The following is a 22467-nucleotide window of genomic DNA, read 5'->3' as shown; positions in this document are numbered from 1 at the left end:
CACGAAAAGGTCTCAGGCACCGAGGCGGGCGACCGCGGCGACGGCGCCCTGAACGGATGCTGCGGCCTCGGCCGCCTCCGCCGCGCTCGTGCCAGCGCCCAGCGTGAACCGCACCGCCGTCTGAGCCACCTCGGCCGACAGGCCCATGGCGGTGAGCACGTGCGAGGGGTCGCTGCTGCCGGCCGCGCAGGCGGACCCACTCGAACAGACAATGCCGCGCTGCTCGAGCTCGAGCAACACAGCCTCGCCGCTCGTGCCGGGGAACACAAACGACGCCGTGCCGGGCAGGCGTTCTGCGGGGTGCCCGGTGAGCCGTGCCGAGGGAGTGTCGCGCAGCACGGTGGTGATGAACTCGTCGCGAAGACTGCTGGTGCGGGCGGCGGCGAGTGCGCGTTCCTCACCGGCCAGGCGCAGGGCGACGGCCAGCGCGACCGCTCCGGCGACGTTCTCGGTTCCGCTGCGTTTGCCGCGCTCCTGGCCGCCGCCGTGCAGCAGCGGTTCAATCGGTAGGCGCCCGCGCAGAAACACGGCGCCGATGCCGGGGGGAGCGCCGAGTTTATGGCCGGAGAGACTCAGTGCGTCGACGCCGAGCGTCGTCACGTTGAGGTCGAGCCAGCCACCGGCCTGCACCGCGTCGGTGTGGAACGGCACACCAGCGGAGCGGGCCACGGTGGCCAGTTCAGCGATCGGTTGCACGGTGCCGACCTCGTTGTTGGCGTAGTTCACCGAGACCAGGGTCGTGTCGGGGCGGAGTGCGCTGGCGAGGTCGGCGGGGTCGACGCGGCCGGCGGCATCCACTGGCAGCAGGGTGATCTCGAAACCGTGTAACCGTCGCAGGTAGTCGCACGATTCCAGTACCGCCTCGTGCTCGATCGGAGTCGTGACGACGTGGCGGCCGCGAGGGTTGCCGAGGGCAACGCCCTTGATCGCGAGATTGTCGCTTTCGGTGCCGCCGCTCGTGAACGTCACTTCGCCGGGCCGGCAGCCGAGCGAGCGGGCGACGCTGCGGCGCGCCTCCAACAGCGCGGCGGCAGCCGCCTCACCGACCTGATGGTGGCTCGATGGATTGCCGAAGCCGCTCGTGAGATGCGGCCACATCGCCGCGAGGGCTTCGCGGCGCACCGGGGTGGTCGCGGCGTTGTCCAGATAAATCATGGGTCAGAGAGCAAACCCTGCCGGCGTGTTCACCCGAATGGCCACGTCAAGGCCGAGGTCGAGCGAGTGCACGCTGTGCGTGAGCGCCCCGACCGAGATGACATCGACACCGGATGCCGCAATCTCGCGCACCGTCGCCAGCGACACGCCGCCACTAGCCTCGACGATCGCGCGCCCGGCGACCAGCGTGACGCCGGTACGAAGGTCTTCCGGGCTGAAATTGTCGAGCATGATCGTGTCGATGCCCGCCGCGAGCACGTCTTCGATCTGGTCGATGCGGTCGACCTCCACCTCGAAATGCGTGGTGTGCGAGAGCTTCGCACGTACCGCGCGCAGCGCCTCGGTGAGGCCGAGCGGGCCGGCGGCGAGCACGGCGAGATGGTTGTCTTTGGCCATCACGGTGTCGGAGAGGCTGAATCGGTGGTTGTGGCCGCCGCCATCGCGCACGGCCTGGCGCTCCAGGGCTCGCAGGCCGGGGGTGGTCTTGCGAGTGTCGACGATGCGGGCCCTGGTGCCAGCCGTCTCGGCGACGTACCGGGCGGTCAGGGTGGCGATTCCGCTCATCCGCTGCACGAAGTTCAGGCCGATACGCTCCGCCTGCAGGATGCCGCGGGCCGGGCCCGTCACCTCCGCCAGGGTGGCGCCGGCGTCGAACGGGTCACCGTCGGCGAAGAATTGGTGCACTTCGATGCGGGGGTCGGTGAGGGCGAAGGCTGCGGCGAACACGGCGCTGCCGCTGAATACGCCGGGTTCGCGTGCTTCAAGCTTGGCCGTCGCGACGGCGTCGGCGGGAATGAGCACGGCCGACGTGAGATCGCCCCAGGGGGCGTCCTCGTCGAGGGCTGCCTGCACAACAACGGTGATGGAGTGGTCGGTCAGCATGCGATGGCCTCCTGGGTCGGAACGAGTTCGAGGGATGGTGAGTGTGCCTGCGAGACTGAGCGGGCCAGTTCGGGCCGGGGGTGGGGAAAGTCCGAACGGTAGTGGGCGCCCCTGGACTCTTCGCGTGCCAACGCTGCGGCAACCAGCAGCCGGCCGAGGCCCAGCAGGTTGCGATCTTCGAGGGCCGCGACCGAAACGCTCGTCGCCGACGGCGCGGTCCACTCCGCGAGGGCGGCGGCGGCGTGGGCCAGCCCGGCGCCGGAGCGGTGCACGCCGACGAAGTCCCAGAGCAGCTGCCGCAACGTGGAGCGGTCGATCGGCGTGCCGGGATCGCCCGACGGTAACCCGATGGCGGTCTCGCTGGGCAAGCCGTGCATCGAGCTGGTCGAGATTTCGACCAGGGGATGAAGGCGATTGGCCCAGTGGGTCTCGTTGTCGGCCTGGGGGTCCATGGGAGGAAGGAACGCGCCGGTCGGCCAGGGCTGCCCGAGCGCGCGCACGGCGCGGTCGGCGAACACGGCCGCCTCGAGCAGCGAGTTGGAGGCGAGTCGATTGGCGCCGTGTGCCCCGGTGCGAGCAACCTCGCCGACGGCGAACAGGCCGGGCAGGGTGGTGCGAGCCCAGGCATCCGTTTCGACGCCGCCCATCGAGTAGTGCGCGGCCGGCGCTACCGGAATGGCTTGGACGGCCCAGTCAAGTTTGGCTGCCCGACAGGCGGCAGTGATGGTGGGGAATCGGGTTTCGAGCAGCTCGCGGCCGAGCGCGGTCGCGTCGAGCAGCACCGGGGCGCCGCCCTGCCGTTCCATCTGGCGGGCGATCGCCCGGGCCACGACGTCGCGCGGGGCGAGTTCGGCGTCGGGGTGCTCAGCCAGCATGAAGCGCTCGCCGAGCTGGTTTCTGAGGACGGCGCCTTCGCCGCGCACCGCCTCCGAGACCAGGGGTGTGCCGGGCACAGCGAGGGCGGTCGGGTGGAACTGGTAAAACTCCAGATCGGCAACGGATGCCCCGGCCCGCCACGCCGCCGCCACCCCATCCCCGGTGGCGACCGAAGGATTGGTGGTGTGCGTGAAGAGGGCGCCGGCGCCGCCGGTGGCGAGAATCACGGCGTCGGCTTCGAGTGAGCGCTGCACGCCGTCGGGGCCGAGTACCCGGGCGCCGCTCACCGCGCCGTCGTCGTCGACCAGCAGGTCGACCAGCATGGTGTGCTCCTGCACGTCGATGGCGGCTCGGCGTCGCACGGTCGCCACGAGCGCAGCTTCGACCGCAGCCCCGGTGGCGTCGCCGCCGGCGTGCACGACCCGCGAGCGGGAGTGGGCGGCTTCCAGCCCGCGGGCCACGCCGGATTCGTCGCGGTCGAAGTCCACGCCAAAGCGGATGAGATCGCGCACTCGCGCCGGTCCCTCCTCGCAGAGCACCCGAACGGCGGCCGGATCGCACAGGCCCGCGCCGGCGCGCAGGGTATCGAGCTCGTGCGCGTCGACGGAGTCATCACGGAACAGGGCAGCGGCAATGCCGCCCTGCGCATAGCGGGTATTGCTCTCTGGCAGCACCGACTTGGTGACGAGCACGACGCGGTGGCCGGCATCCGCTGCCCGCACCGCGGCGAGCAGACCGCCGAGACCGCTGCCGATGACGAGGATCGCGGCCATGTCAGGCGCCGACCAGCACCGGTGGCCGGGCCGCCAGCATCCGCTCGAGGGCAACCCGGGCATGCCCAGCGACATCGGCCGACACGGTGATCTGGTTGAGCACCTGGGACGGTGCTTCACCGCCGCCGACGAGGGCTTCGAGCACCCAGGCCAGGTAGCCGGCGTGGATGCGGTACATGGTCGAGCAGGGGCAGATCACCGGATCGAGGCAGAAGATCTCGTGCTCGGGGTGCTGGGCGGCGAGGCGGTTCACGAGGTTGATCTCGGTGCCGATGGCGAAGGTCGTGCCGGCCGGAGCGGCCGCGATCGCCTTGGCGATGAAGTCCGTCGACCCGGCCGAGTCGGCAGCGTCGACGACCTCCATCGGGCATTCCGGGTGCACCAAGACCCGCACGCCCGGGTATTCGGCACGAGCGGTGTCGATCTGCGGCACGGTGAAGCGGCGGTGCACGCTGCAGAACCCGTGCCAGAGCACGACCCGGGCGGCATCGAGTTGCTGCGCTGAATTGCCGCCGAGCGGCTTGGTCGGGTTCCACATCGGCATGGCTTCGAGCGGAACGCCCATGGCCTTGGCCGTGTTCCGACCGAGGTGCTGGTCGGGAAAGAACAGCACCCGCTGACCGCGTTCGAACGCCCACTCCAGCACGGCCCTCGCGTTAGAAGAGGTGCAGACGATGCCGCCATGCTCGCCGCAGAAGCCCTTGAGCGCGGCGGAGGAATTCATGTAGGTGACCGGAATCACCGGAACCCGGCCGGAGGCATCCGCTTGGGTACCGTACAGCGCTTCGAGCTGTTCCCAGCATTCGGTGACCGAGTCGATGTCGGCCATGTCGGCCATCGAGCAGCCGGCGGCCAGGTTGGGCAGGATGACGGCCTGCTCGGGCCCGGAGAGCAGGTCTGCGGTTTCGGCCATGAAGTGCACGCCGCAGAACACGATCGCGGCAGCGTCGGGGCGGCTCTGGGTGGCCTGGGCGAGTTGAAAGCTGTCGCCCACGAAATCCGCGTGCCGCAGCACTTCGTCGCGCTGGTAGAAGTGCCCGAGTATGACCACCGAGTCACCGAGCACGTTCTTGGCCTCGACGATGCGGGCGCTGAGCTCCTCCGGCGAGGCGGTGCGGTAGCGCTCCGGGAGCGCGCCCTGACGGGGCGACCCGGCCGGAATCACGTCGCCCATCGACGAACCCGGGCCGTAGCCGGGGGTGCCGGCGTCGAATTCCCACGGCGCGGTCGCCAGATCGGGACTGCACGTGCTGCCGGCGGCTTTGCCGGTACCGATGAGACGGATGGTGGTCTCGACCGAGGGAATCGTCATGGCCGTGCTCCTTGAGAGAGATGGTGAGAAGGAAGAAAGTGGGTTAGAGCGTCGGCCAGGGCGGGTCGTGCTCGCTGGCCCGATCGTCATACCGATAGAGCCGCGCCGGCCGATGCCGGGCCCCTGCCACGTGCTGATCGGTGCTGATCACGCTGCCAGACGCCTCGATCGACCGGCGAAAATTGGCCGGGTCGAGGGCTTTCTGAAGCACGGCCTCGTGCACCTCGCGCAGTTGGGCGAGCGTGAACGTGTCACCGAGAAAGGCGTGCGCGATGCGGGCATACTCCACCTTGGTGCGCAGCCGCCAGAGGGCGTATTCCACGACGCGGTTGTGGTCGAAGGCGAGCGGCGGCAGCGCGTCGGCCGCGAACCAGCGCACGTTCTCACCTACGGATGCTCGCTCTGCGACCTCCGAACGCACCAGCGCCCAGTACACCACCGAGACCACGCGCGCGCCGGGGGAGCGATCGATGCCGCCGAAGGTGTAGAGCTGCTCGAGGTAGCGCGGGGAGAGGTCGGTCGTTTCCCGCAGGGTGCGCGCGGCGGCTGATGCGAGTTCCTCGTCGGCCGGCAACCAGCCGCCTGGCAGGGCCCAGAGACCGAGAAAAGGGTTGCGGGTGCGGCGCACCAGCGGCAGCCAGAGAGTCTTGAGCAGCGACGCGTCGTCGGGGCGCAGGGCGAAGATCACGGTCGAAACGGCCAGGGTCGTCTGAGCGCTGCCGCGTTCGAGCGGGCTCTGCTCGGTCAGGTGGTGGTCCAGCACGGGAATCCAGTCGTAAAGGTCGAGGTGACTTTAACTGCTGGATCCATCATATAGTCAAAATGACTCAAACACCGATTATGACGAAAACCGTTTATGCCTCGCGCGCAGCGGCCGCACGGGCGCCAGCCCGGCTGATGCCCATTCCTGTGACACCCCACAGCGTCACTCGAGCCATCGCTTCGACCGCGATGCGGGGACTCATCTTGGACGACCCGCGTACCCGCTCGACGAAGGTGATCGGTACCTCGACGACGCGCAGATCAGCGCGCACGGCGTGCAGCAGCATCTCAATTTGAAAGCAGTAGCCGAGGCTGTCCACGCTTGAGAGGTCCATGCGCTCGAGCGCGTGGGCCGAGTAGACCCGGTAGCCGCCGGTGGCGTCCCGTTGCGGCAGCCGCAGCAGCAGGCGGGAATACAGCGATCCGCCGCGGGACAGCGCGCGGCGATGCCAGGGCCAATTCTCAATGGCCCCGCCCGGCACCCAGCGAGACCCCATCACCACGTCGGCCGTGGCGGCAGCCGCCAGCAGGCTCGCGAGTTGCTCCGGCAGGTGCGAGCCGTCAGCGTCGAGTTGCACCAGCTGGGTGTAACCCCGACTCAGGCCCCAGCCGAATCCGTCGAGATAGGCCGCGCCGAGGCCGGTTTTCTCGCTGCGGTGCAGCACGTGAACGCTCGAATCCTGTGCCGCGATGGCATCGGCGAGAGGGCCCGTACCGTCGGGGGAGGCGTCGTCGACGACCAGAATGTGTACCGCGGGCACACTGGAGCGCAGCCGCTTCACGATCGATGCGATGTTTTCGGACTCGTTGTAAGTCGGTACCAGTACCAAGGTGGTTGGCGCGGGAATGGGCATGGGGTTACCTCGTCATTTCAATGATGCGGGTGCGATTGACCAGTGTCGCCTCGGCGACGTGGAATCCCTGGAGCGTGAGCGTCTGGACATCCGTTTCACGGCGCGATTCTCCACTGCCTGAGTATTGCAGCAGCCAGATTCGGTCGAGCCCGGCGACCGCTGGCAGCACGTCACTCAGCGGGGCGACGTCGTCCCAGAGCCACCCCGTCTCGGCGTACGACCGGGTCAGTGTCACGTCCTGCAGGCCGACGAACGCGTCGGGGTACACGTGCATGGCCAGCCGCGGCACCCGCGAGGGGCGCACGCTCTGGTCGAACACGACACCGTCACCGGGCGTTGCTCTGGCCGCGATGACGTTGGCGACCTGCCGCCAGTCGCTTCCCTCGTTCTTGCCGAAGTCACCGCGCTGCACCAAGTAAGCCGGCATGATCACCACCACGAGCGCCGCAACCGCGAGGGTGCGCAGCCAATTCGTGGCGAGCGCGGCCACGCCAACGGCCATCACGATGCCCACCGCCGGCGCGCACAGGGAGAGGTAACGCAGGGAGTACATCGGGGTGACCACCTGGGTGCCGATCAGCAGAATGGCGCTCGGTACCACCAGCCAGGAAAGAAAAAACGTCAGTGCGGCGCGACCGGGCAAGCCGACGCGATGCGTGCCGGGGCGTCGCAGGAACACGACGAGAACGGCCACAATAATGAGCGACCAGGCCATGATCGCCACCGGAATGGTGTCAAACCATTGCATCACTGCTGCCTCGGTCACCGTGACCGTCGGGCGCCGTCCGATGAACGCGATCTGTTCGCGCTGCGACGATCCGACCAGAATGATCGGGGTGGACAGCAGCAGCCCGAGGGCGCTAGCCCCCAGCCAGGCGGAGACGCTGCGCCACAGCGGATGCCGGCGTGCTGCCAGCAAGACCACCACCGCGTGCACCGGAAGCAGCAGTGCCAGGAACAGGAAGACATAGATTCCGATGGCGAGCAGAACGGAATAGCCCAGCCACAGCCCGATCTGTCGGCGGCGAGAGGCGGCGCCGCTCCGCAGCGTGTTCACGAGCAGCACGGTGAGCCAGACCCCGATGGCCGTCGCGATGGCGGTGGATCGCGCCTCGGCGCCCATGTAGGTGACCCGGGGAATCAGGGCGAAGATCAGTCCGCCGCCAATAGCCACCCGCGTTCCCATGAAGAACCGCGCCAGAACGACGGTCCCGGACGCGGCGATGCCGATCGCGATCGCGCTCGGCAGGCGGGTGGCGACTTCGGAGGCACCGAACAGGCCGATCCAGCCGTGCAGAAACAGGTAGTACAAGCCGTGGACGGCATCGACGTTCTCGAGCAGGCCGAACAGTGAGGGGAATGATCGCTCGGCCGACATGATGCTCGCAGCCTCATCGCCCCAGAAGGACGGCTGCCAGGACCACGCGAAGGAGACCAGGAAGGCCACAAGGCCGACCATCCCGGCCGACCGCCCCGGTGTCAGGCCCCACGAACTGCGTCGCCGCTGCGCGACGGGGGCGGCGAAGCGCGAAGCGAGAACGGAGGTCACAGTTCAAACCTACCCAGCATTGGTTAACGCGAGCCTTCGAAACCCCCGGAGTTGCCTGCAAACACCAATCCGGTCGCCGATCGGCTCCGGCATCGGGCGGCCAGTTAGGCTTTCGTCATGACTCCCGTCGTTGACCCGCACCGCACAGACGAAGTCGGCGTGGCCGTCGCCCAGTTTGCCCCGAGCATTGACCGGGCGCACAATCGCGCCGTAATGCGACAGCTGGCTACCACGGCCGTCGCTCGCGGGGCCCGGCTCGTGGTCTTCCCCGAGTATTCTGCGTTCTTCGAACCGAAACTCGGGCCGGCGTTTGTCGCCGCAGCCGAAGGGCTCGATGGAGAGTTCGTGACGGCGCTCGCCGAACTCGCCGCGGAGCTCGGAGTGCACATCGTGGCCGGCATGCTCGAAACGTGCGAAGATCCGACTCGGTTCTCGAACACCATCGTCGCCGTCGATCCGGCCGGTCAGCTCGTGGCGACCTATCGCAAACTGCACCTTTACGACGCGTTCGGCGACCGCGAATCGGAGTGGGTGCTGCCCGGCTCGGTGACCGACCCCGAAACCTTCGCCGTCGGCGGCCTCCGGGTGGGGCTGCAGACCTGCTACGACATCCGCTTTCCCGAAGTCACCCGCCGGCTCGTCGATGCCGGAGCCACCCTCGTGCTTGTGCCGTCCGAATGGGTGCGTGGCCCACTTAAGGAACAGCACTGGCGCACACTGCTGACCGCCCGGGCCCTGGAAAACACCGTATTCGTGGCCGCGGCCGATCACACCCCGCCGATCGGCGTCGGTAGCAGCCTTATCATCGACCCGATGGGGGTTGCTGTGGCCAGCCTCGGCGAGACAGCGGATGTCGCGGTAGCGTTCCTGGCGCCGGCTCGCGTCGCCGCGGTGCGCGCGATCAACCCGGCCCTCGCGCTTCGGCGGTTCGCCGTCGTTCCACGCTGATCCGGCCAGAGCTCGAACCGGTAGTACCTCGAACCGGCTAGCGCTCGGTGACGCTCGCCTTGGTCGCGCGCGTCTGTGCGGCCGATCGGATACCGATGGCCGGTTCCACTTTGGGCGGCAGATTCGCGTCGAACGAGGCGCTCTCCTCGGCGGTGACGACGAGCCCCTGAGAGCTGTTGGCGGAGCGGGTGAGCTGGGCGACCCAGTTCGCATTGATGGTCGGCGCGTGGCCGCCAGCGAACTTGAAATACAGCGGAATGGCCGGGTGCAGCCACGCTGAGCTTCGGCCATCGCCGACCACGGCGGCGTCGCGCCAAGAAAGCAGAAAGCTCTCGCCGCGACGCAGCTTTTGAATGATGACGAGTTGCAGGTGGGCCAGCATTCGGTCTTCAAATTCCACGACGACGCGGTCGTACGTGAGAGAACCCATGATTGCCACTTCCATTTCATTGCGAACGGTTGCGCTGAGCGAAAACACTGAGTCCGGAACGAATGAAAGCGAAGGGTGCACTTTTGCGTGGAACCGGGTACTGCTACCCACTGTCCTCCGTTCGGGGGACAAATACAAGGATTTTAGCAAGTACCCAGCACGTGCTCGGCGCAAGTATTCGGCAGGGGAGCGGCGAATTCAAGCCGGATCAGCACTTCCAACGGGCGTTCGATCTGACTGAAGTGACCCGCCCCTGGAATGGTACTGATTCGACAGGTCGAGATCGCCGCGAGCATCCGCTCGTCGTCGGCGGCGGTGACGAACACGTCCTGGTCCCCGTGCACCGAACGCACCGGGCAGCGGATCTGAGCCCAGGTGGTCGCCGCGTCGTAGCTGCCGGCACGGTCAGCTGCCAGGACGAAGCCGACCGGGCGCACCTCGGTGCCGAGCGCGGCGACCACGGTGGCGTCGATGGCGCTCGGCCGGCTGAACAGAGGACTGACCAGCCGGCGCAGCAGACCGAGACCCGCGACGGCCCGCACCAGACCGCGGCCGATCGGGCCGGCGACGCGCAAAATGCGCATAGTCAGCAGCAGCGCCGTGAATGCGGGCAGTACCGCGAACCGGCGGATCGGATGACGAACGCTGTCGATGATCGAGAACGACGTGGCCGAGACCAGCCCGACGGATGCCGTGGCGCGCGTTTCGCTCGCCGCCAGCTGCAGCGCGATGAACCCGCCCATCGAATGACCCACCACGTTCCAGCGCTCGTAGCCGAGCGAGCGGGCCAGATCGGCAACCAGCTCGGCCATCGATTCGACGCCGAGTTTCGACGCGTCAGCCGGCGCGGGCGAATCGCCCCAGCCCGGCAGGTCGGGAATGATGAGATCGGTCAGCTCGCGGGCGGTCGCATCGCCGGCCTGCAGGAGGGGAGTCCATGTCGTCCAGGACCCGGCGGCGCCGTGCAACAATATGGTCGCGGTCGAGCTGTCGCTGCGGCGGCCGTGGCGCACCAGCACCGTTCCACCCTTCAGGCGCATGGTACTCGTGGTCAGCCCAAACTGACGGGCGTCAACATCGATGGGAAACGGACTGTAGCCCAGCACGGTCGCGGGCGGGGCGGGCTTCGGCCGGGGAGGGGTTGGAACCGGCTTCGGAGAGTCCGGTGCGCCGATGGACGTCACAGCCCTGCTTGAGGAACTGTCCTGGGTCGAGCGGTTTCGGATCGCTGGTCGGGTCATCAGAATGCTCATGTCTGTAGTTCGGTGCCGCCGCCGCAGCGGATTGCTCGCCGACCCGCTCGAAGGGGATTCGGACGCGGCGACAAACGCGCAGCCGATTGGCAGGCAGGAATATCGCACGACTCCTGTCCGTTGCCGCCTGTGGAAGCGCAGAAATCTGTTGCCTCCCACGCGAACGTGTTTGGTCTGACTGACCGACTGATTTTTGAGAAAGAAGTGCCCGTGAAACTGTTTTCCCCGCTGCACCTGGGCGATCTCGAACTCCCCAACCGTCTCGTTATGGCGCCGCTGACTCGCATCCGCTCTGGCCAGTCCGGTGTTCCCGGTGAACTCGTGGCCCTGCACTATACGCAGCGCGCCTCGCTCGGCCTGATCGTCAGCGAAGGCACCTACCCGAGCCACGCCGGCCAGGGGTTTCCCGGCCAGCCCGGACTCGTCGAGCCCGAACAGCTGGCGGGCTGGAAGGCCGTGACCGACTCGGTGCACGCCGCCGGGGGTCGCATCGTCGCCCAGATCATGCACGCCGGTCGCGTCACCCACGAGGCCACCACCGGTGGCTTCCCGGTCGTCGCACCGAGCGCCATCGCCATCAGCGGAACTACCCGCACCTACGACGGCAAGCAGGACTATCCGGTGCCGCACGCGCTGCGCGAAGACGAACTGCCCGGCATTATCGCCGAGTTCGTGCTCGCATCCCAGAACGCCATCGCCGCCGGATTCGACGGCGTCGAGCTGCACGGAGCCAACGGCTACCTGCTGCACGAGTTCCTGTCTCCTGCCTCGAACGTCCGGGAGGACGCGTGGGGCGGTTCGCCCGCCAACCGTGCCCGGTTCGTCATCGACGTGGCGACCGCCGTTACCCAGGCGATCGGCGCTGACAAGGTGGGGCTGCGCATCTCACCAGAGCACAATATCCAGGACGCGCTCGAAGCGGATGCCGCCGACCTCGCTGCAACCTATGGCGCCCTCGTGGACGGGCTGGCCTCGCTCGGACTGGCCTACCTGAGCGTGCTGCACGCCGACCCGCGCGGCGACTTCGTGCAAAATCTGCGCACCCGGTTCGGTGGGGTCTTCCTGGTCAACAGCGGATTCGCTGCCATCACCGCGCGCGACGAGGCCCTGGACCTCGTGCGGGACGACGTCGCCGACGCCGTGGTCGTCGGTCGGGCCGCCATCGCCAACCCCGACCTGGTGCGTCGCTGGCGCGAAAATCTGCCGGTGAACGAGCCCAACCCGCTCACCTACTACGGCGACGGTGCCCGGGGCTACACCGACTATCCCGCTCTGGCGTCGTAACCGGCTCTACCCACCTCACCGGGGTGCCTAACTCCTGCAATTCGTAGGCCTTCGGCGAAAATTCCGCGTAATTACGGGGTTGAGAACGCTTTGACGCAGAAATTGCAGGAGTTACGCATCGACCCTGCCTGTGAGAATGCGGTCAGCGGTGGGACAGAGCCGCCAGCTGGGCCGAGGCCTGTTCCAGGAGGCTTTCCTTCTTGCAGTAGGCGAACCGCACCAACGGTGCGTATTCCAAACGGTGGGTGGGGGAGCAGAACGCGGTGACGGGCACCGCGACCACGCCCGCCAGCTCCGGCAGCCGACGACAGAGGTCCGCGCCGTCCGAATAGCCGAGTGGGGTCGCATCCGCCACGATGAAGTACGAGCCCTGCGGCAAGCTGATGTCGAAGCCCGCTGCCTGCAGCCCGGTCGCGAGCACGTTGCGTTTGTGCTGCATCTCCGCGGCGATTTTGGCAAAGTATGCGTCGGGCAGGTCGAGCCCCACGGCGATGGCCGGCTGAAAAGGGGCAGCGTTCACATAGGTGAGAAACTGTTTAACCGCGAGAATCGCCGTGACGATGGCGGCGGGTGCGCTCAGCCAGCCGACCTTCCAGCCGGTGAGGCTGAACGTCTTTCCGCCCGAGGAGATGGTAACGGTGCGCTCCCTCGCTCCCGGCAGCGTCGCGATGGGAATGTGCGGCGCCCCGAAGGTGAGGTGTTCGTACACCTCGTCGGTGACGATGATCGCGTCGTGCCGGTGGGCGAGCTCCACGATCAGCTCGAGGGTGGCCAAGGGAAAAACTGCGCCTGTGGGATTGTGGGGATCGTTCACGATGATCAGCCGGGTGCGGTCGGTGACGGCGGCACGCAGCGCGTCGAGGTCGGGCTGAAAGTCCGGGGCCTGCAGCGGCACGGTGCGATGAATGCCGCCGCCCAGGCCGATCAGTCCGCCGTAGGCATCGTAGAACGGTTCGAAGGTGACGACCTCGTCGCCCGGTTCTAACAACGCCAGAATCGTGGCCGCGAGGGCCTCCGTTGCGCCGGCAGTGACCAGGATTTCGCTGCCCGGATCAACGGTCAGGCCGTAGAAACGTTGCTGGTGCCGGGAGATCGCGTCGAGTAATACCGGTTGGCCGCGCCCGGGCGGGTACTGGTTCATCCCATTGCTGATCGCCTGGCGGGCCGCTTCGAGCACCAGGGCCGGTCCGTCTTCGTCCGGAAAGCCCTGGCCGAGGTTGATTGCACTGGTACGCAGGGCGAGCGCGCTCATCTCCGCGAAGATGCTCGCCGCGACGCTGCCATCCTCGGCGAGCAGCCCTGCTCCGCGCGCGGTGCGTCGCCAGGCGCCGGAAATGGTGCGTGTCTGTTCTGCCTGTGATGAGTCCTGCATGGGTTCCAAACTATCGCCTCGGCAAGGTCTCGGCTCGATCATTGAATGCTCTCAGGGCGTACATACTGAACGTTCAGGTTCGGGCGCAAAGCTAACAACGCTTGGAAGGAGCACCCGATGACCGATAACACCAAGGATTCCAGCACCACCCCCGATCCGGCTGATGATGCCGCCGCTTTCGCCGTGGACGAGTCCGGCGAGGCAACCCCACCCACGTCGCCGGCCACCCCGCCGGCCGCACCAACCGCACCGATCGCTCCGCCGGCATCGCCCGCACACAGCGTCGATGCACACAGCGTCGATGCCCACAGCGTCGATGAACTAAACGTCGATGCACAGCCCGTCGATGCACCGCCCGTCGACGCCGTACCGGTCGTGAACGCACCGGCCATGCCAACCTCATCAGCGGCAGACCAGGCGCAGACCGCCGCCTACCCGACGGATGCCTTCGGTCGCCCGATCGAGACCCCCACAGCATCGACGTCCGCCCACGCACCGAGTGTCGCGCCGCAGACCTACGCCACTGCGAACACGTACCCCCCTTACCCAACGGATGCCCACCCCGGGCAGCCCTTCGCCGCCACCAAGACCAGGGAACCCGGTCGACGAAAGGGCAGCGTGGCACTGATCGCCGCGCTCGCCATCGGCGCCCTCGTCGGCGGATCGTCCGGAGCTGGCATCACCGCCCTCATGATGAGCAACCAGAACAACGGCGTACCGGTCAGCCAGGCTGACGGCCCCAGCAACGTCGTGGTCAACGACAGCACGAGCGTCAACCAGATCACCGCCGTCGCCGCCAAGGCCTCGCCGAGCGTTGTGACCATTGACGTCGCCAACGGTTCAGCCGGCGGTACCGGTTCCGGTGTCATCCTCACCGAGGACGGTTACGTTCTCACCAACACGCACGTCGTCACCCTCGACGGTGCAGCGTCGGACGTGAAAATCGAGGTCAAAAGTGATGACGGCAAGCTGTACACCGCCACGCTCGTGGGAACCGACCCCATCTCCGACCTCGCCGTAATTAAACTGACCGACGCCAGCGGCCTCACCCCGATCAACTGGGGGGACTCTTCCGAGCTTAACGTCGGCGACAGTGCTATCGCCATCGGTGCCCCCCTCGGTCTCTCCGGCACGGTCACCGACGGCATCGTCAGCGCCCTCAACCGCAGCATTACAGTGGCGAGCTCGGCCGCCCCGACCTCGCCAGACGAAACGGTGCCCAACGAGGGGGAGGGTCAGAACCCGTTCTTCTTCGACTTCCCCAACCAGAAGGGTGAAAAATCCCAGGGTTCCCAGTCGGCCACCGCCAGCATTGCGCTCCCCGTCATCCAAACGGATGCCGCCATCAACCCGGGTAACTCCGGTGGCGCCCTGCTCAACGGCCAGGGCGAGTTGATCGGCATCAATGTCGCCATTGCGAGCGCGGGCACCACCACGGCATCCTCGGCGGCGGGCAGCATCGGTGTCGGCTTCTCCATCCCGTCGAACTTCGCCAAACGCATCTCCGATGAGATCATCGCCAACGGAACGGCCACCCACGGCCTGCTCGGGGCGAGCGTCAAAGACGCCTCGAGCTCCACCAGCAGCACGGTGGGCGCCCTCATCGCCGAGGCCACCTCGGGTGGGGCTGCCGAGAAGGCCGGTCTGGCCGAGGGAGACGTGGTCACCAACTTCAACGGCGTCCCGATCACCGATGCGATCGACCTCACCGCGCAGGTGCGGGTACTTCCCGCTGGCGGTACCGCCGAGCTCACCTACGTGCGGGACGGCAAGTCGATCACCGTCTCGGTCACGGTTGGCGAGCTCTCCAGCTAACCGCGCGCTCCTTCCTGCTTTATTCCAGCACGATCGCGCAATACGCGCCGCCGGCAAGCCGGCGGCGCGTATTGCGCGTGTGGCCCCGGGCCTACACCCATTTGCCGGGCTGGTAGGCTCGGTCGTCCTACCCAATAACCGGAAGGCTGGCCAGCCAGGTGCACCAACGTGGTACAGGACTTTCTCCCGGAGTGTCGTATGTGATGCCCGTACTCAACGAGGCGACGCACGTCAGAGCCGCCGTGGAGAGCCTCTTGGCTCAGGACTACGAGGGACCGTTCGAGGTCACCCTCGCGCTCGGACCGAGCATTGACGGCACGACCGAACTGGTCGAAGAAATGGCCGCCGTCGACGCGCGCATCCGCGTGGTGCCCAACGAGGTCGGCTCGACCCCGGCCGGCCTGAACATCGCCATCCGCGCCTCCCGGTATACGGTCGTCATTCGCGTGGACGCCCACTCCGTGCTGCCCCCGGACTATGCGCGCATCGCGGTGGCGACCCTTGAGCGCACCGGCGCCGACAATGTCGGCGGCATCATGGATGCCCGCGGCATCAGCGCTTTCGAGCGGGCCGTGGCCCGCGCCTACGGCACCCGCATCGGCCTCGGCGGTACGCCGCACCATGTCGGTGGCGCGGAAGGTGCCGCCGAAACCGTGTACCTGGGCTGTTTCCGCACCGAGAGCATCCTGCGCGTCGGACTGTTCGACGAGGGCGTCAAACGCGGCCAGGACTGGGATTTGAACCGTCGACTCCGAGAAGCCGGCGGCCAGGTTTGGTTCACCCCGCGCTTGCGCGTGCTCTATCGCCCCAGGCCGACCCTGGCCCAATTGGCACGGCAGATGCTCTCCACCGGGCTCTGGCGCGGCGAGCTGGCGCGGCGGTATCCGGCGGCCAACGGCATCCGCTATTTCGTGCCGCCCGCCATGGTGCTCGGTGTCGCTGTCGGACTGCTGGTGGGGATCGGCGGGCTCGTGCAGGCCGCGCTGGGTGTTGCGCCGTGGCTGCTGCTCGGCCTGGTCGTTCCCGCCGGGTACCTGTTCATCGTCATCGCCGCGACAATTGCGGTGGCCCGTCCGGACGGATTTCGTGCGTCCCTGCACTTTCTCGTAGTCTTGCCCTGCATTCACTTTTGCTGGGGAATCGGATTCGTACTCGGATATCTCAAGCTCACCACTAACATCACGGCACACACTGGAAGGTGAGCAGATGACCAGTTCGCCCCAGATCTCGCCCGACCGGCCGGCCCGACCGGAGTCGATCGCCCAGCTGCGCGCGGTCGCGCAGCCTCCAGAGGTGCGCCTGCGCGCCAACGCCGAGCACTGGACGGCGAGCCTGTACCTGCGTGACCTGTCGCCGTTCCTCACTTGGATGCTGCTGAAGACCCGTATCTCGGCCAATGGTGTGACCGCGCTCATGATCCTGGCTGGTTGGTCGACCGCCGCCGCACTGTTGATCCCTGGAATTTGGGGCGCCCTGCTGGCGCTCGCGCTGAGCCAGGTACAGATGCTCATCGACTGCAGCGACGGTGAAGTGGCGCGCTGGCGCGGCACCTCCTCGCCGGCCGGGGTGTTCCTCGACAAGGTCGGTCACTACTCCACCGAATCCCTCATCCCCATCGCGCTGGGCTTTCGCGCGGCCGCCTACCCATTTGAATCGCCCGACGATTTTCTGTGGACCAGCCTGGCGCTGCTGCTCGCCCTCATCATCGTGCTGAACAAAGCCCTCAACGATATGGTGCACGTTGCGCGGGCCAACGCCGGCTTGACGAAGCTCGCCGACACCCACGGCGAGAAGACACCGACCTCGAGCATGATCGCCCGGGTGCGCCGACTCGCCCGTTTCGTGCCCTTCCATCGGCTGTACCATTCGGTCGAACTGACCATGGTCATCTTCGTCGCGGCCGTGATCGGACTGTTCCTCGGGCAGCCGCTCGTCGACCGGGCCGTGCTCATCGTTCTGGTACCGCTCGCATTTCTGTCACTCATCGGACATTTCGTGGCCATCATGGCGTCCAAGCGTGTCCGTTCCTAAAGCTGACGCCGACCCGCCCACCGTCGGAGTCGTGGTTCTCACCCAGGGCACCCGGCCGGCGGATCTTGATCGGGGCATCCGCTCGGTGCTGGCCCAGCAGGAGGTGACCCTCGACGTGGTCTGTGTCGGCAACGGCTGGCAGCCGGCCGATCTGCCCGGCGGCGTGCAGACGCTTGCCCTGCCGACCAACCTCGGCATACCGGCCGGCCGCAACCGCGGGGTGCCCCGGGTTACCGGAGACTACCTGTTCTTTCTCGACGACGACGCGAGCATCCCCGACCCACACTTTCTCCGCGACGCGATCGCGCAACTGCGCGCCGACCCGACCATCGGGCTGCTCCAGCCGCGGGTCGAAGACCCGACGGGGGTTTCGTCGCCGCGGCGGTGGATTCCCCGCATCCGTAAGGGTGAGGCCACCACTCCCGGACCGGTGTTCTCGGTCTGGGAGGGTGCCGTGCTACTGCCGCGCAGCGTCTTCGACGCGACCGGCGGCTGGGCCGAACCGTTCTTCTACGCCCACGAAGGCATTGAGTTGGCCTGGCGGGTCTGGGATCAGGGTCGGGTCGCCTGGTATGCCGGCGACCTGGTCGCCAACCATCCGGTCATTCTGCCGACCCGGCACGCCGACTACTACCGGCTGAACGCCCGCAACCGGGTCTGGCTGGCCCGCCGCAACCTCCCGGCCCTGTTCGTGCCGCTGTACGTCGGCTCCTGGACGGCCATCCAGGTGCTCCGCTGGGGGCCAGGCAATCGGCCGGCCCTGCGCGCCTGGTTCGGCGGCTGGCGCGAAGGGTGGCGAAGCGACCCGGGACCGAGGCATCCGCTGCGAGCGCGCACGGTCTGGCGCATGACGCGCGCGGGGCGACCGCCGATCATCTAACGAAAGGTAGTCTTATTCGGTGGTAATTCGCAAAGACATCAGGCGTGGAGTCAAACTGGTCAGGGATGTTGTGGCTTCCCGCAAGGCCCAGCACAGGCTCCGCGGCCCGCTGAAACTGCGGGAGCTGCGCGCAGACAACCACTTCAAGATCGCCGTGTACTTTGCCGACGGACCAGTCAACATGTACCAGATGCGGCAGTGGTACCAGCCGCTGGCCACACTCGCCAAAACCTGGCCGGTACTCGTGCTCAGCCGCACCGGCGGCGGCACCCTCAAGCTCATGGACGAATCACCGATCCCGGTCGCCTACGCGCGCACGGTACCCCAGTTGGAACAGATCGTCGCTGAGCAGGACATCCGCATCGTGTTCTACGTCAACCAAAACCCGCGCAATTTCCAGATGATGCGTTACGGGCGTTGCTGGCACGTTTTCATCAACCACGGTGAGAGCGACAAGATGTACATGATTACCAACCAGTTCAAGGCCTACGACTATTCATTCGTCGCCGGGGACGCCGCGTTGGCCCGACTCGACCGGGTGCTTTGGGACTACGACTTCGACAAGCGCGCCATCAAGATCGGGCGCCCCCAGGCCGACTATTTCAGCGGTGAGCTGCCCTACCGTCCCGATGAACGCCAGGTCGTGCTCTATGCACCCACCTGGGAGGGTGACCGCGCCGCCGCCGCGTACGGCTCTGTCGCGACCCACGGGGTCGCGCTTGTCACGGCTCTGCTGGCCACAGGCGCGCACCGCGTCATCTACCGACCGCACCCGCGCAGCGGCGTCGTCGACCACCTCTACGGTGCGGCCAACAAGGCCATCATCGCTGCCATCGCCGCGGCGAACGCCCGCGATGTGACCGCGCAGCACGTTTACGACTCCGGCCCCGACCTCGGCTGGCAGCTCGCCGCAGCGGATGTCGCCATCGTCGACATCTCCGCCATGGTCTACGACCGCCTCGCCACCGGAAAGCCACTCATCATCACCCGACCGGTGAACCCGACGGCCGTGATCGATACCAGCGGGTACCTCTCCGACTGCGAGTGGCTGCCAGCCGAGCAGGCCGCCGATATCGTGGCACAAGTCGACCGCCTCAGCCACGATGACGCGGCGGTGGAACGGCTGCAGGGCTGGGTGCAGCGCTATTTCGGCGACACCGCCCCCGGCGTCGCGACGGAACGGCTGCATGCGGCAGTGCAACACCTGATGGACGAGTGGGACAGGTTCGCGGCGGTGCACGACCACGATGTGGCGATCCTTCCCGGTCCCACCTTGATTCCGGGCGACGAGAAGTAACGTCGGCGCGACCACATGCTGCTCGCGCGCCTAGCGGGTCGGCAGCACGAGCAGCCCGCGCGCGGGCGAGCAGCAATCAACCGCCTGACGCGTTAGCGCTCTGTAGGTTCCGTCGACGGTGAAGCCGATGCCGGCGGCTCGGCCAATACGGCCCGTACCAATTTGCCCCCGCGCTTTTCGCGAACCGAGATCTCCCGCACGCGCGGGTCTAGATCCGGCTGGAATCCGGCTGGTGCCGGACCGAAGGCAAGCCGTGACGCATGCATGACCTTATTGCCCAGAATGTGGTTTCCGGCACCGCCGATCACCGCTCCGATGCCGAACGGCAGGGCCTTGCCGAGCAGGCTGGCGCTGCCCCGGGTGGCGAATTGCCGCAGAAAAGCACTCTTCAACCGGTCGGTGAGGGGGCCGAGAATGGCCCGGGGCAAACTGTTGGTGATCAGCTCACCCCAGTACGTGGTTCGTGCCGTTCCCGAGCCGGTCACCTGCCCGGCGAGCTGGCGGACCAGGTCGCTGCCTTCCCGGCCCAGCATCATGGTCATGACGAGGGCGCGGGCACGGTCGGGGTCGTCAACGGCGATGCCGTGTACCTCGCTCACCGACTGGGTGAACAGGGCCGTCGCTTCGAGAAAACCCGCGGTCTCCACGCCGGAGAGCGCGAGGGTGATTCCGGTACCGACGCCGGGAATTACCGCGGTGGCGCCGACGGCGGCACCGCCGGTCGTGACCGCTGCGACGTAGCGCTTTTCCAGGATGCGCACGATTTGCTCGGGGGAAGCGTAAGGATTGCGACGTCGGATGCTGCGGATGTGCGCGAGCACGACGGGCCGGTGGATGGCCAGGACTCGATCGAAACCCTTGACGAATCCGGTCGGTAGTGCGCCGCCCTGCGGAGTGCCGCCCGTCGACGACAACATCGGTGTACTCTTCCTGGCCATTCGTCGCCTTTCTCGCGCCCGTCTACAAATACTACCTTTCACGAATTGTCCACCCGCTAGTCAAGACTCACCTGTGCCGCTACAAATGAGGAATGCTTGCGCCTAAGTCAGAAGCGTCCCGACTGCTCGGACTCCGCCTACGGGAGCGCCGCCTGGCGCTCGCGCTCAATCAGCAGGACGTTGCCCTGCGGGCCGGACTCAACGTGTCCAATTACGCCCGAATCGACCGGGGCTGCGGCAATCCCACGATGTACACGCTCATTCGAGTTGCGGCCGTGCTGCAACTCGAATTCAGTGAGCTCGTTGCCGGTCTGGCCGTCGAGCAACTGCCGCCGACCCACGACGGCTACCTCGCGATTGAATTTCGTCGATCACAGGACAACCCGGTGCATCGACGGCTCGATGAGGGTCAGGCAGGTTTGACGCCGTAGTCAGCGTTGTACCGGGCGAGCACGTCGGTGATCGGCGCGTCGAGCACCAGGTCGCCCTTGTCGAGGTAGAGCCCCCTGGTGCAAAAGCGCCGCAGGTCGCGCTCGTTGTGCGAGACGATGAACAACGTGCGACCGCCGGCCAGAAGTTCTTCGATGCGGCGGTAGCATTTCTCCCGAAAGGCCTTGTCGCCGACGGCTAGAACCTCATCGACCAGCAGGATCGGTTCCTCCAACCGGGAAATCACCGCGAAAGCGATCCGCACCTTCATCCCGCTGGACAGGTGCTTGTACGGCGTATCGATGAAATCGGCGATCTCGGCGAATTCGATGATCTCGTCAAAGCGTTCGGTGATCTGTTTGCGGGTCATGCCGTGCAGACCCGCCGTCAGGTAGACGTTGTCGCGCACGCTCAGGTCGTCGACGAACCCGCCCGTGATCTCGATCAGTGGCGCAACACCCTCGGTGACATGCACCGATCCTTCGTCGGGCAGCACGACCCCGGTGACGAGTTTGAGCAAGGTGGACTTGCCCTGACCGTTACGACCGACGACACCGATGGCCTCGCCCGGTTGCACGGTAAAGGTCACGTGCTGCAGGGCCCAGAACTCGCCGGGCCGGCTGCGCCTTCTGCTCGTACCGAACAGGTCCTTGAAATTGCGACGCCCCCGCCGATTTCGGCGAAAGCGGATGCCGACATCCCGCAGCGAGATCACCGGTGCGACTATCGGCGGCGACGTCACCTGCGTCATTAGATCTCCTTCAACACGGCGCGTTCGGTGCGACGGAAGACCAGCAATCCGAGCCCGAGGAAGACGAGGGACATGACCACACTGATGCTGACGGCAAACCAGTCCAGTTGTTCGGGAAAGAAGGCTGCCCGATAGAGACTGAAAATGCCGCTGAGCGGATTGAACGCTGCCCAGAAATGCAACTCGGGCGGTAAGTCGGTGGTGCCATAGATAATGGGAGAGGCGTAGAACAGAAAACGCAGGATGAGCTTGACGGCCCGTTCCAGGTCGCGGAAGAACACCACGAGCGGGGCGACCAGCAGTCCGACGCCCGCGGTCAACATTGCCTGGATCACAATGGCGAGGGGAAAGAACACGGCGTCGATGTTGAGTTCGGCACCGTACAAAATAGCGAACAGCACCAGCACCGGGATGGACGCCAGAAACTCTATGCCCTTGGACAGCACCAGGCGGTTCACCCAGATGGTGCGGGGTATCCGCGTCGAGCGGATGAGCTTTGCCTCGCGCAGAAAAGCCCGGGTACAGTCCGAGACCGCACCGTTGAACCACATCCAGGGCAGCAGGGCCGCCAGCAGGAACACAATGTACGGTTCGTTACCGACGCTGCGTTCGAAGACCTGGGTGAATACGAACCAGTAGATGCCGGCCATCACGAGCGGGTCGAGGATGGACCAGAAGTAGCCCAGCACCGACGTGGAATAGCGCACCCGCAGGTCGCGCTGCGTCAGCAACCACAACGAATGCCGATACCGGGCGATCGGCGTGCGCTGTTCGGGGCGCACCAGGGCGTAACTACTCACGCGGTCTATCGTATGGGAGCGCGGGGAGCGTTCCGCGCCAGCGGGGCCGATGACGAAACCCCCACGCCGTGGCGCA

At 66.8% G+C, this 22467-nt stretch carries 21 protein-coding genes; 8 read left to right on the top strand and 13 right to left on the bottom strand.

Features of this window, described 5'->3' with window-relative positions; all coding sequences use genetic code 11:
- Positions 1-12 precede the first annotated feature (12 nt).
- From QMK31_RS04745 to QMK31_RS04715, 7 genes are all read right to left on the bottom strand, one after another.
- Positions 13-1155, bottom strand: a complete 1143-nt coding sequence (locus QMK31_RS04745) for a cysteine desulfurase family protein (protein ID WP_283499768.1) — start codon at positions 1153-1155, stop codon at positions 13-15.
- A gap of 3 nt (positions 1156-1158) precedes the next feature.
- Positions 1159-2037 (bottom strand): carboxylating nicotinate-nucleotide diphosphorylase, encoded by an 879-nt coding sequence (gene nadC, locus QMK31_RS04740; RefSeq protein WP_283499767.1) that lies wholly within the window; start codon positions 2035-2037, stop codon positions 1159-1161.
- Positions 2031-3686 carry an L-aspartate oxidase gene (gene nadB / locus QMK31_RS04735; RefSeq protein WP_283499766.1) on the bottom strand — a complete coding sequence of 552 codons (1656 nt, stop codon included), beginning with the start codon at positions 3684-3686 and terminating at the stop codon, positions 2031-2033. Before nadB ends, nadC begins: the two co-directional genes overlap by 7 nt.
- A gap of 1 nt (position 3687) precedes the next feature.
- The gene (gene nadA, locus QMK31_RS04730) at positions 3688-4998 is read right to left on the bottom strand and encodes a quinolinate synthase NadA (protein ID WP_283499765.1); all 1311 of its coding nucleotides are present in this window, start codon (positions 4996-4998) and stop codon (positions 3688-3690) included.
- A gap of 43 nt (positions 4999-5041) precedes the next feature.
- Complete coding sequence (locus tag QMK31_RS04725) at positions 5042-5761, bottom strand: NUDIX hydrolase (RefSeq protein WP_283499764.1); 720 nt, start codon at positions 5759-5761, stop codon at positions 5042-5044.
- Positions 5762-5852: 91 nt separating this feature from the next.
- Positions 5853-6614: a polyprenol monophosphomannose synthase gene (locus QMK31_RS04720; protein WP_283499763.1), complete on the bottom strand. Its 762-nt coding sequence runs from the start codon at positions 6612-6614 to the stop codon at positions 5853-5855.
- Positions 6615-6618: 4 nt separating this feature from the next.
- Positions 6619-8163 (bottom strand): glycosyltransferase family 39 protein, encoded by a 1545-nt coding sequence (locus tag QMK31_RS04715; RefSeq protein ID WP_283499762.1) that lies wholly within the window; start codon positions 8161-8163, stop codon positions 6619-6621.
- 117 nt (positions 8164-8280) lie between these two features.
- Here QMK31_RS04715 and QMK31_RS04710 point away from each other — a divergent pair, with 117 nt between their 5' ends.
- Positions 8281-9111 (top strand): carbon-nitrogen hydrolase family protein, encoded by an 831-nt coding sequence (locus QMK31_RS04710; RefSeq protein ID WP_283499761.1) that lies wholly within the window; start codon positions 8281-8283, stop codon positions 9109-9111.
- A gap of 37 nt (positions 9112-9148) precedes the next feature.
- Here the strand turns inward: QMK31_RS04710 and QMK31_RS04705 are convergent, their stop codons facing one another.
- Entirely contained in the window at positions 9149-9541 is a 393-nt protein-coding gene (locus QMK31_RS04705; RefSeq protein WP_283499760.1) for a DUF7882 family protein, read from the bottom strand.
- A 143-nt stretch (positions 9542-9684) separates the two neighbouring features.
- A complete protein-coding gene (locus QMK31_RS04700) occupies positions 9685-10794 on the bottom strand; it encodes an alpha/beta fold hydrolase (RefSeq protein WP_283499759.1) in 1110 nt (369 codons plus the stop codon).
- 210 nt (positions 10795-11004) lie between these two features.
- On the opposite strand from QMK31_RS04700, the gene QMK31_RS04695 reads away from it, so the two are divergent.
- Positions 11005-12078 (top strand): alkene reductase, encoded by a 1074-nt coding sequence (locus QMK31_RS04695; protein ID WP_283499758.1) that lies wholly within the window; start codon positions 11005-11007, stop codon positions 12076-12078.
- 142 nt (positions 12079-12220) lie between these two features.
- On the opposite strand, the gene QMK31_RS04690 is transcribed toward QMK31_RS04695, so the two are convergent.
- Positions 12221-13450, bottom strand: coding sequence for an aminotransferase class I/II-fold pyridoxal phosphate-dependent enzyme (locus QMK31_RS04690; RefSeq protein ID WP_283499757.1), 1230 nt, complete (start codon positions 13448-13450; stop codon positions 12221-12223).
- Positions 13451-13567: 117 nt separating this feature from the next.
- On the opposite strand from QMK31_RS04690, the gene QMK31_RS04685 reads away from it, so the two are divergent.
- From QMK31_RS04685 to QMK31_RS04665, 5 genes are all read left to right on the top strand, one after another.
- Entirely contained in the window at positions 13568-15265 is a 1698-nt protein-coding gene (locus tag QMK31_RS04685; protein ID WP_283499756.1) for a S1C family serine protease, read from the top strand.
- 146 nt (positions 15266-15411) lie between these two features.
- Positions 15412-16467, top strand: coding sequence for a glycosyltransferase family 2 protein (locus QMK31_RS04680; protein WP_502852480.1), 1056 nt, complete (start codon positions 15412-15414; stop codon positions 16465-16467).
- A 4-nt stretch (positions 16468-16471) separates the two neighbouring features.
- Positions 16472-17296, top strand: coding sequence for a CDP-alcohol phosphatidyltransferase family protein (locus QMK31_RS04675; protein ID WP_283499754.1), 825 nt, complete (start codon positions 16472-16474; stop codon positions 17294-17296).
- Positions 17283-18176 carry a glycosyltransferase family 2 protein gene (locus tag QMK31_RS04670; RefSeq protein ID WP_283499753.1) on the top strand — a complete coding sequence of 298 codons (894 nt, stop codon included), beginning with the start codon at positions 17283-17285 and terminating at the stop codon, positions 18174-18176. Before QMK31_RS04675 ends, QMK31_RS04670 begins: the two co-directional genes overlap by 14 nt.
- Before the next feature lie 70 nt (positions 18177-18246).
- On the top strand, positions 18247-19473 hold the full coding sequence (locus QMK31_RS04665; protein WP_502852440.1) for a CDP-glycerol glycerophosphotransferase family protein: 1227 nt from the start codon (positions 18247-18249) through the stop codon (positions 19471-19473).
- Between the two features lie 92 nt (positions 19474-19565).
- Here QMK31_RS04665 and QMK31_RS04660 read toward each other — a convergent pair whose 3' ends face one another.
- The gene (locus tag QMK31_RS04660) at positions 19566-20411 is read right to left on the bottom strand and encodes a hypothetical protein (protein ID WP_502852438.1); all 846 of its coding nucleotides are present in this window, start codon (positions 20409-20411) and stop codon (positions 19566-19568) included.
- A gap of 92 nt (positions 20412-20503) precedes the next feature.
- Here QMK31_RS04660 and QMK31_RS04655 point away from each other — a divergent pair, with 92 nt between their 5' ends.
- Positions 20504-20842 (top strand): helix-turn-helix transcriptional regulator, encoded by a 339-nt coding sequence (locus QMK31_RS04655; RefSeq protein WP_283499750.1) that lies wholly within the window; start codon positions 20504-20506, stop codon positions 20840-20842.
- On the opposite strand, the gene QMK31_RS04650 is transcribed toward QMK31_RS04655, so the two are convergent.
- Both QMK31_RS04650 and QMK31_RS04645 read right to left on the bottom strand, forming a co-directional pair.
- Positions 20821-21591 carry an ABC transporter ATP-binding protein gene (locus QMK31_RS04650; protein WP_283499749.1) on the bottom strand — a complete coding sequence of 257 codons (771 nt, stop codon included), beginning with the start codon at positions 21589-21591 and terminating at the stop codon, positions 20821-20823. The two genes, QMK31_RS04655 and QMK31_RS04650, sit on opposite strands and share 22 nt — an antisense overlap.
- Positions 21591-22391 (bottom strand): ABC transporter permease, encoded by an 801-nt coding sequence (locus tag QMK31_RS04645; protein ID WP_283499748.1) that lies wholly within the window; start codon positions 22389-22391, stop codon positions 21591-21593. Before QMK31_RS04645 ends, QMK31_RS04650 begins: the two co-directional genes overlap by 1 nt.
- Positions 22392-22467: the final 76 nt, after the last annotated feature.

It is taken from the genome of Cryobacterium sp. PH31-O1, assembly GCF_030063455.1.
In the GTDB taxonomy this organism is placed as follows: Bacteria; Actinomycetota; Actinomycetes; order Actinomycetales; family Microbacteriaceae; genus Cryobacterium.
The sequence above is the reverse complement of the archived record's forward strand: the minus strand, read 5'-3'. Positions and strand labels throughout refer to the sequence as shown.

Bases quoted from the DNA above. Each gene is read 5' to 3' on its own strand.
- QMK31_RS04705 (WP_283499760.1), bottom strand. From the start codon at position 9,541: ATGGGTTCTCTCACGTACGACCGCGTCGTCGTGGAATTTGAAGACCGA.
- QMK31_RS04685 (WP_283499756.1), top strand. From the start codon at position 13,568: ATGACCGATAACACCAAGGATTCCAGCACCACCCCCGATCCGGCTGAT.
- nadB (WP_283499766.1), bottom strand. From the start codon at position 3,686: ATGGCCGCGATCCTCGTCATCGGCAGCGGTCTCGGCGGTCTGCTCGCC.
- nadC (WP_283499767.1), bottom strand. From the start codon at position 2,037: ATGCTGACCGACCACTCCATCACCGTTGTTGTGCAGGCAGCCCTCGAC.
- QMK31_RS04650 (WP_283499749.1), bottom strand. From the start codon at position 21,591: ATGACGCAGGTGACGTCGCCGCCGATAGTCGCACCGGTGATCTCGCTG.
- QMK31_RS04700 (WP_283499759.1), bottom strand. From the start codon at position 10,794: ATGAGCATTCTGATGACCCGACCAGCGATCCGAAACCGCTCGACCCAG.
- QMK31_RS04655 (WP_283499750.1), top strand. From the start codon at position 20,504: ATGCTTGCGCCTAAGTCAGAAGCGTCCCGACTGCTCGGACTCCGCCTA.
- QMK31_RS04720 (WP_283499763.1), bottom strand. From the start codon at position 6,614: ATGCCCATTCCCGCGCCAACCACCTTGGTACTGGTACCGACTTACAAC.
- QMK31_RS04660 (WP_502852438.1), bottom strand. From the start codon at position 20,411: ATGGCCAGGAAGAGTACACCGATGTTGTCGTCGACGGGCGGCACTCCG.
- QMK31_RS04675 (WP_283499754.1), top strand. From the start codon at position 16,472: ATGACCAGTTCGCCCCAGATCTCGCCCGACCGGCCGGCCCGACCGGAG.
- QMK31_RS04690 (WP_283499757.1), bottom strand. From the start codon at position 13,450: ATGCAGGACTCATCACAGGCAGAACAGACACGCACCATTTCCGGCGCC.
- QMK31_RS04710 (WP_283499761.1), top strand. From the start codon at position 8,281: ATGACTCCCGTCGTTGACCCGCACCGCACAGACGAAGTCGGCGTGGCC.
- QMK31_RS04745 (WP_283499768.1), bottom strand. From the start codon at position 1,155: ATGATTTATCTGGACAACGCCGCGACCACCCCGGTGCGCCGCGAAGCC.
- nadA (WP_283499765.1), bottom strand. From the start codon at position 4,998: ATGACGATTCCCTCGGTCGAGACCACCATCCGTCTCATCGGTACCGGC.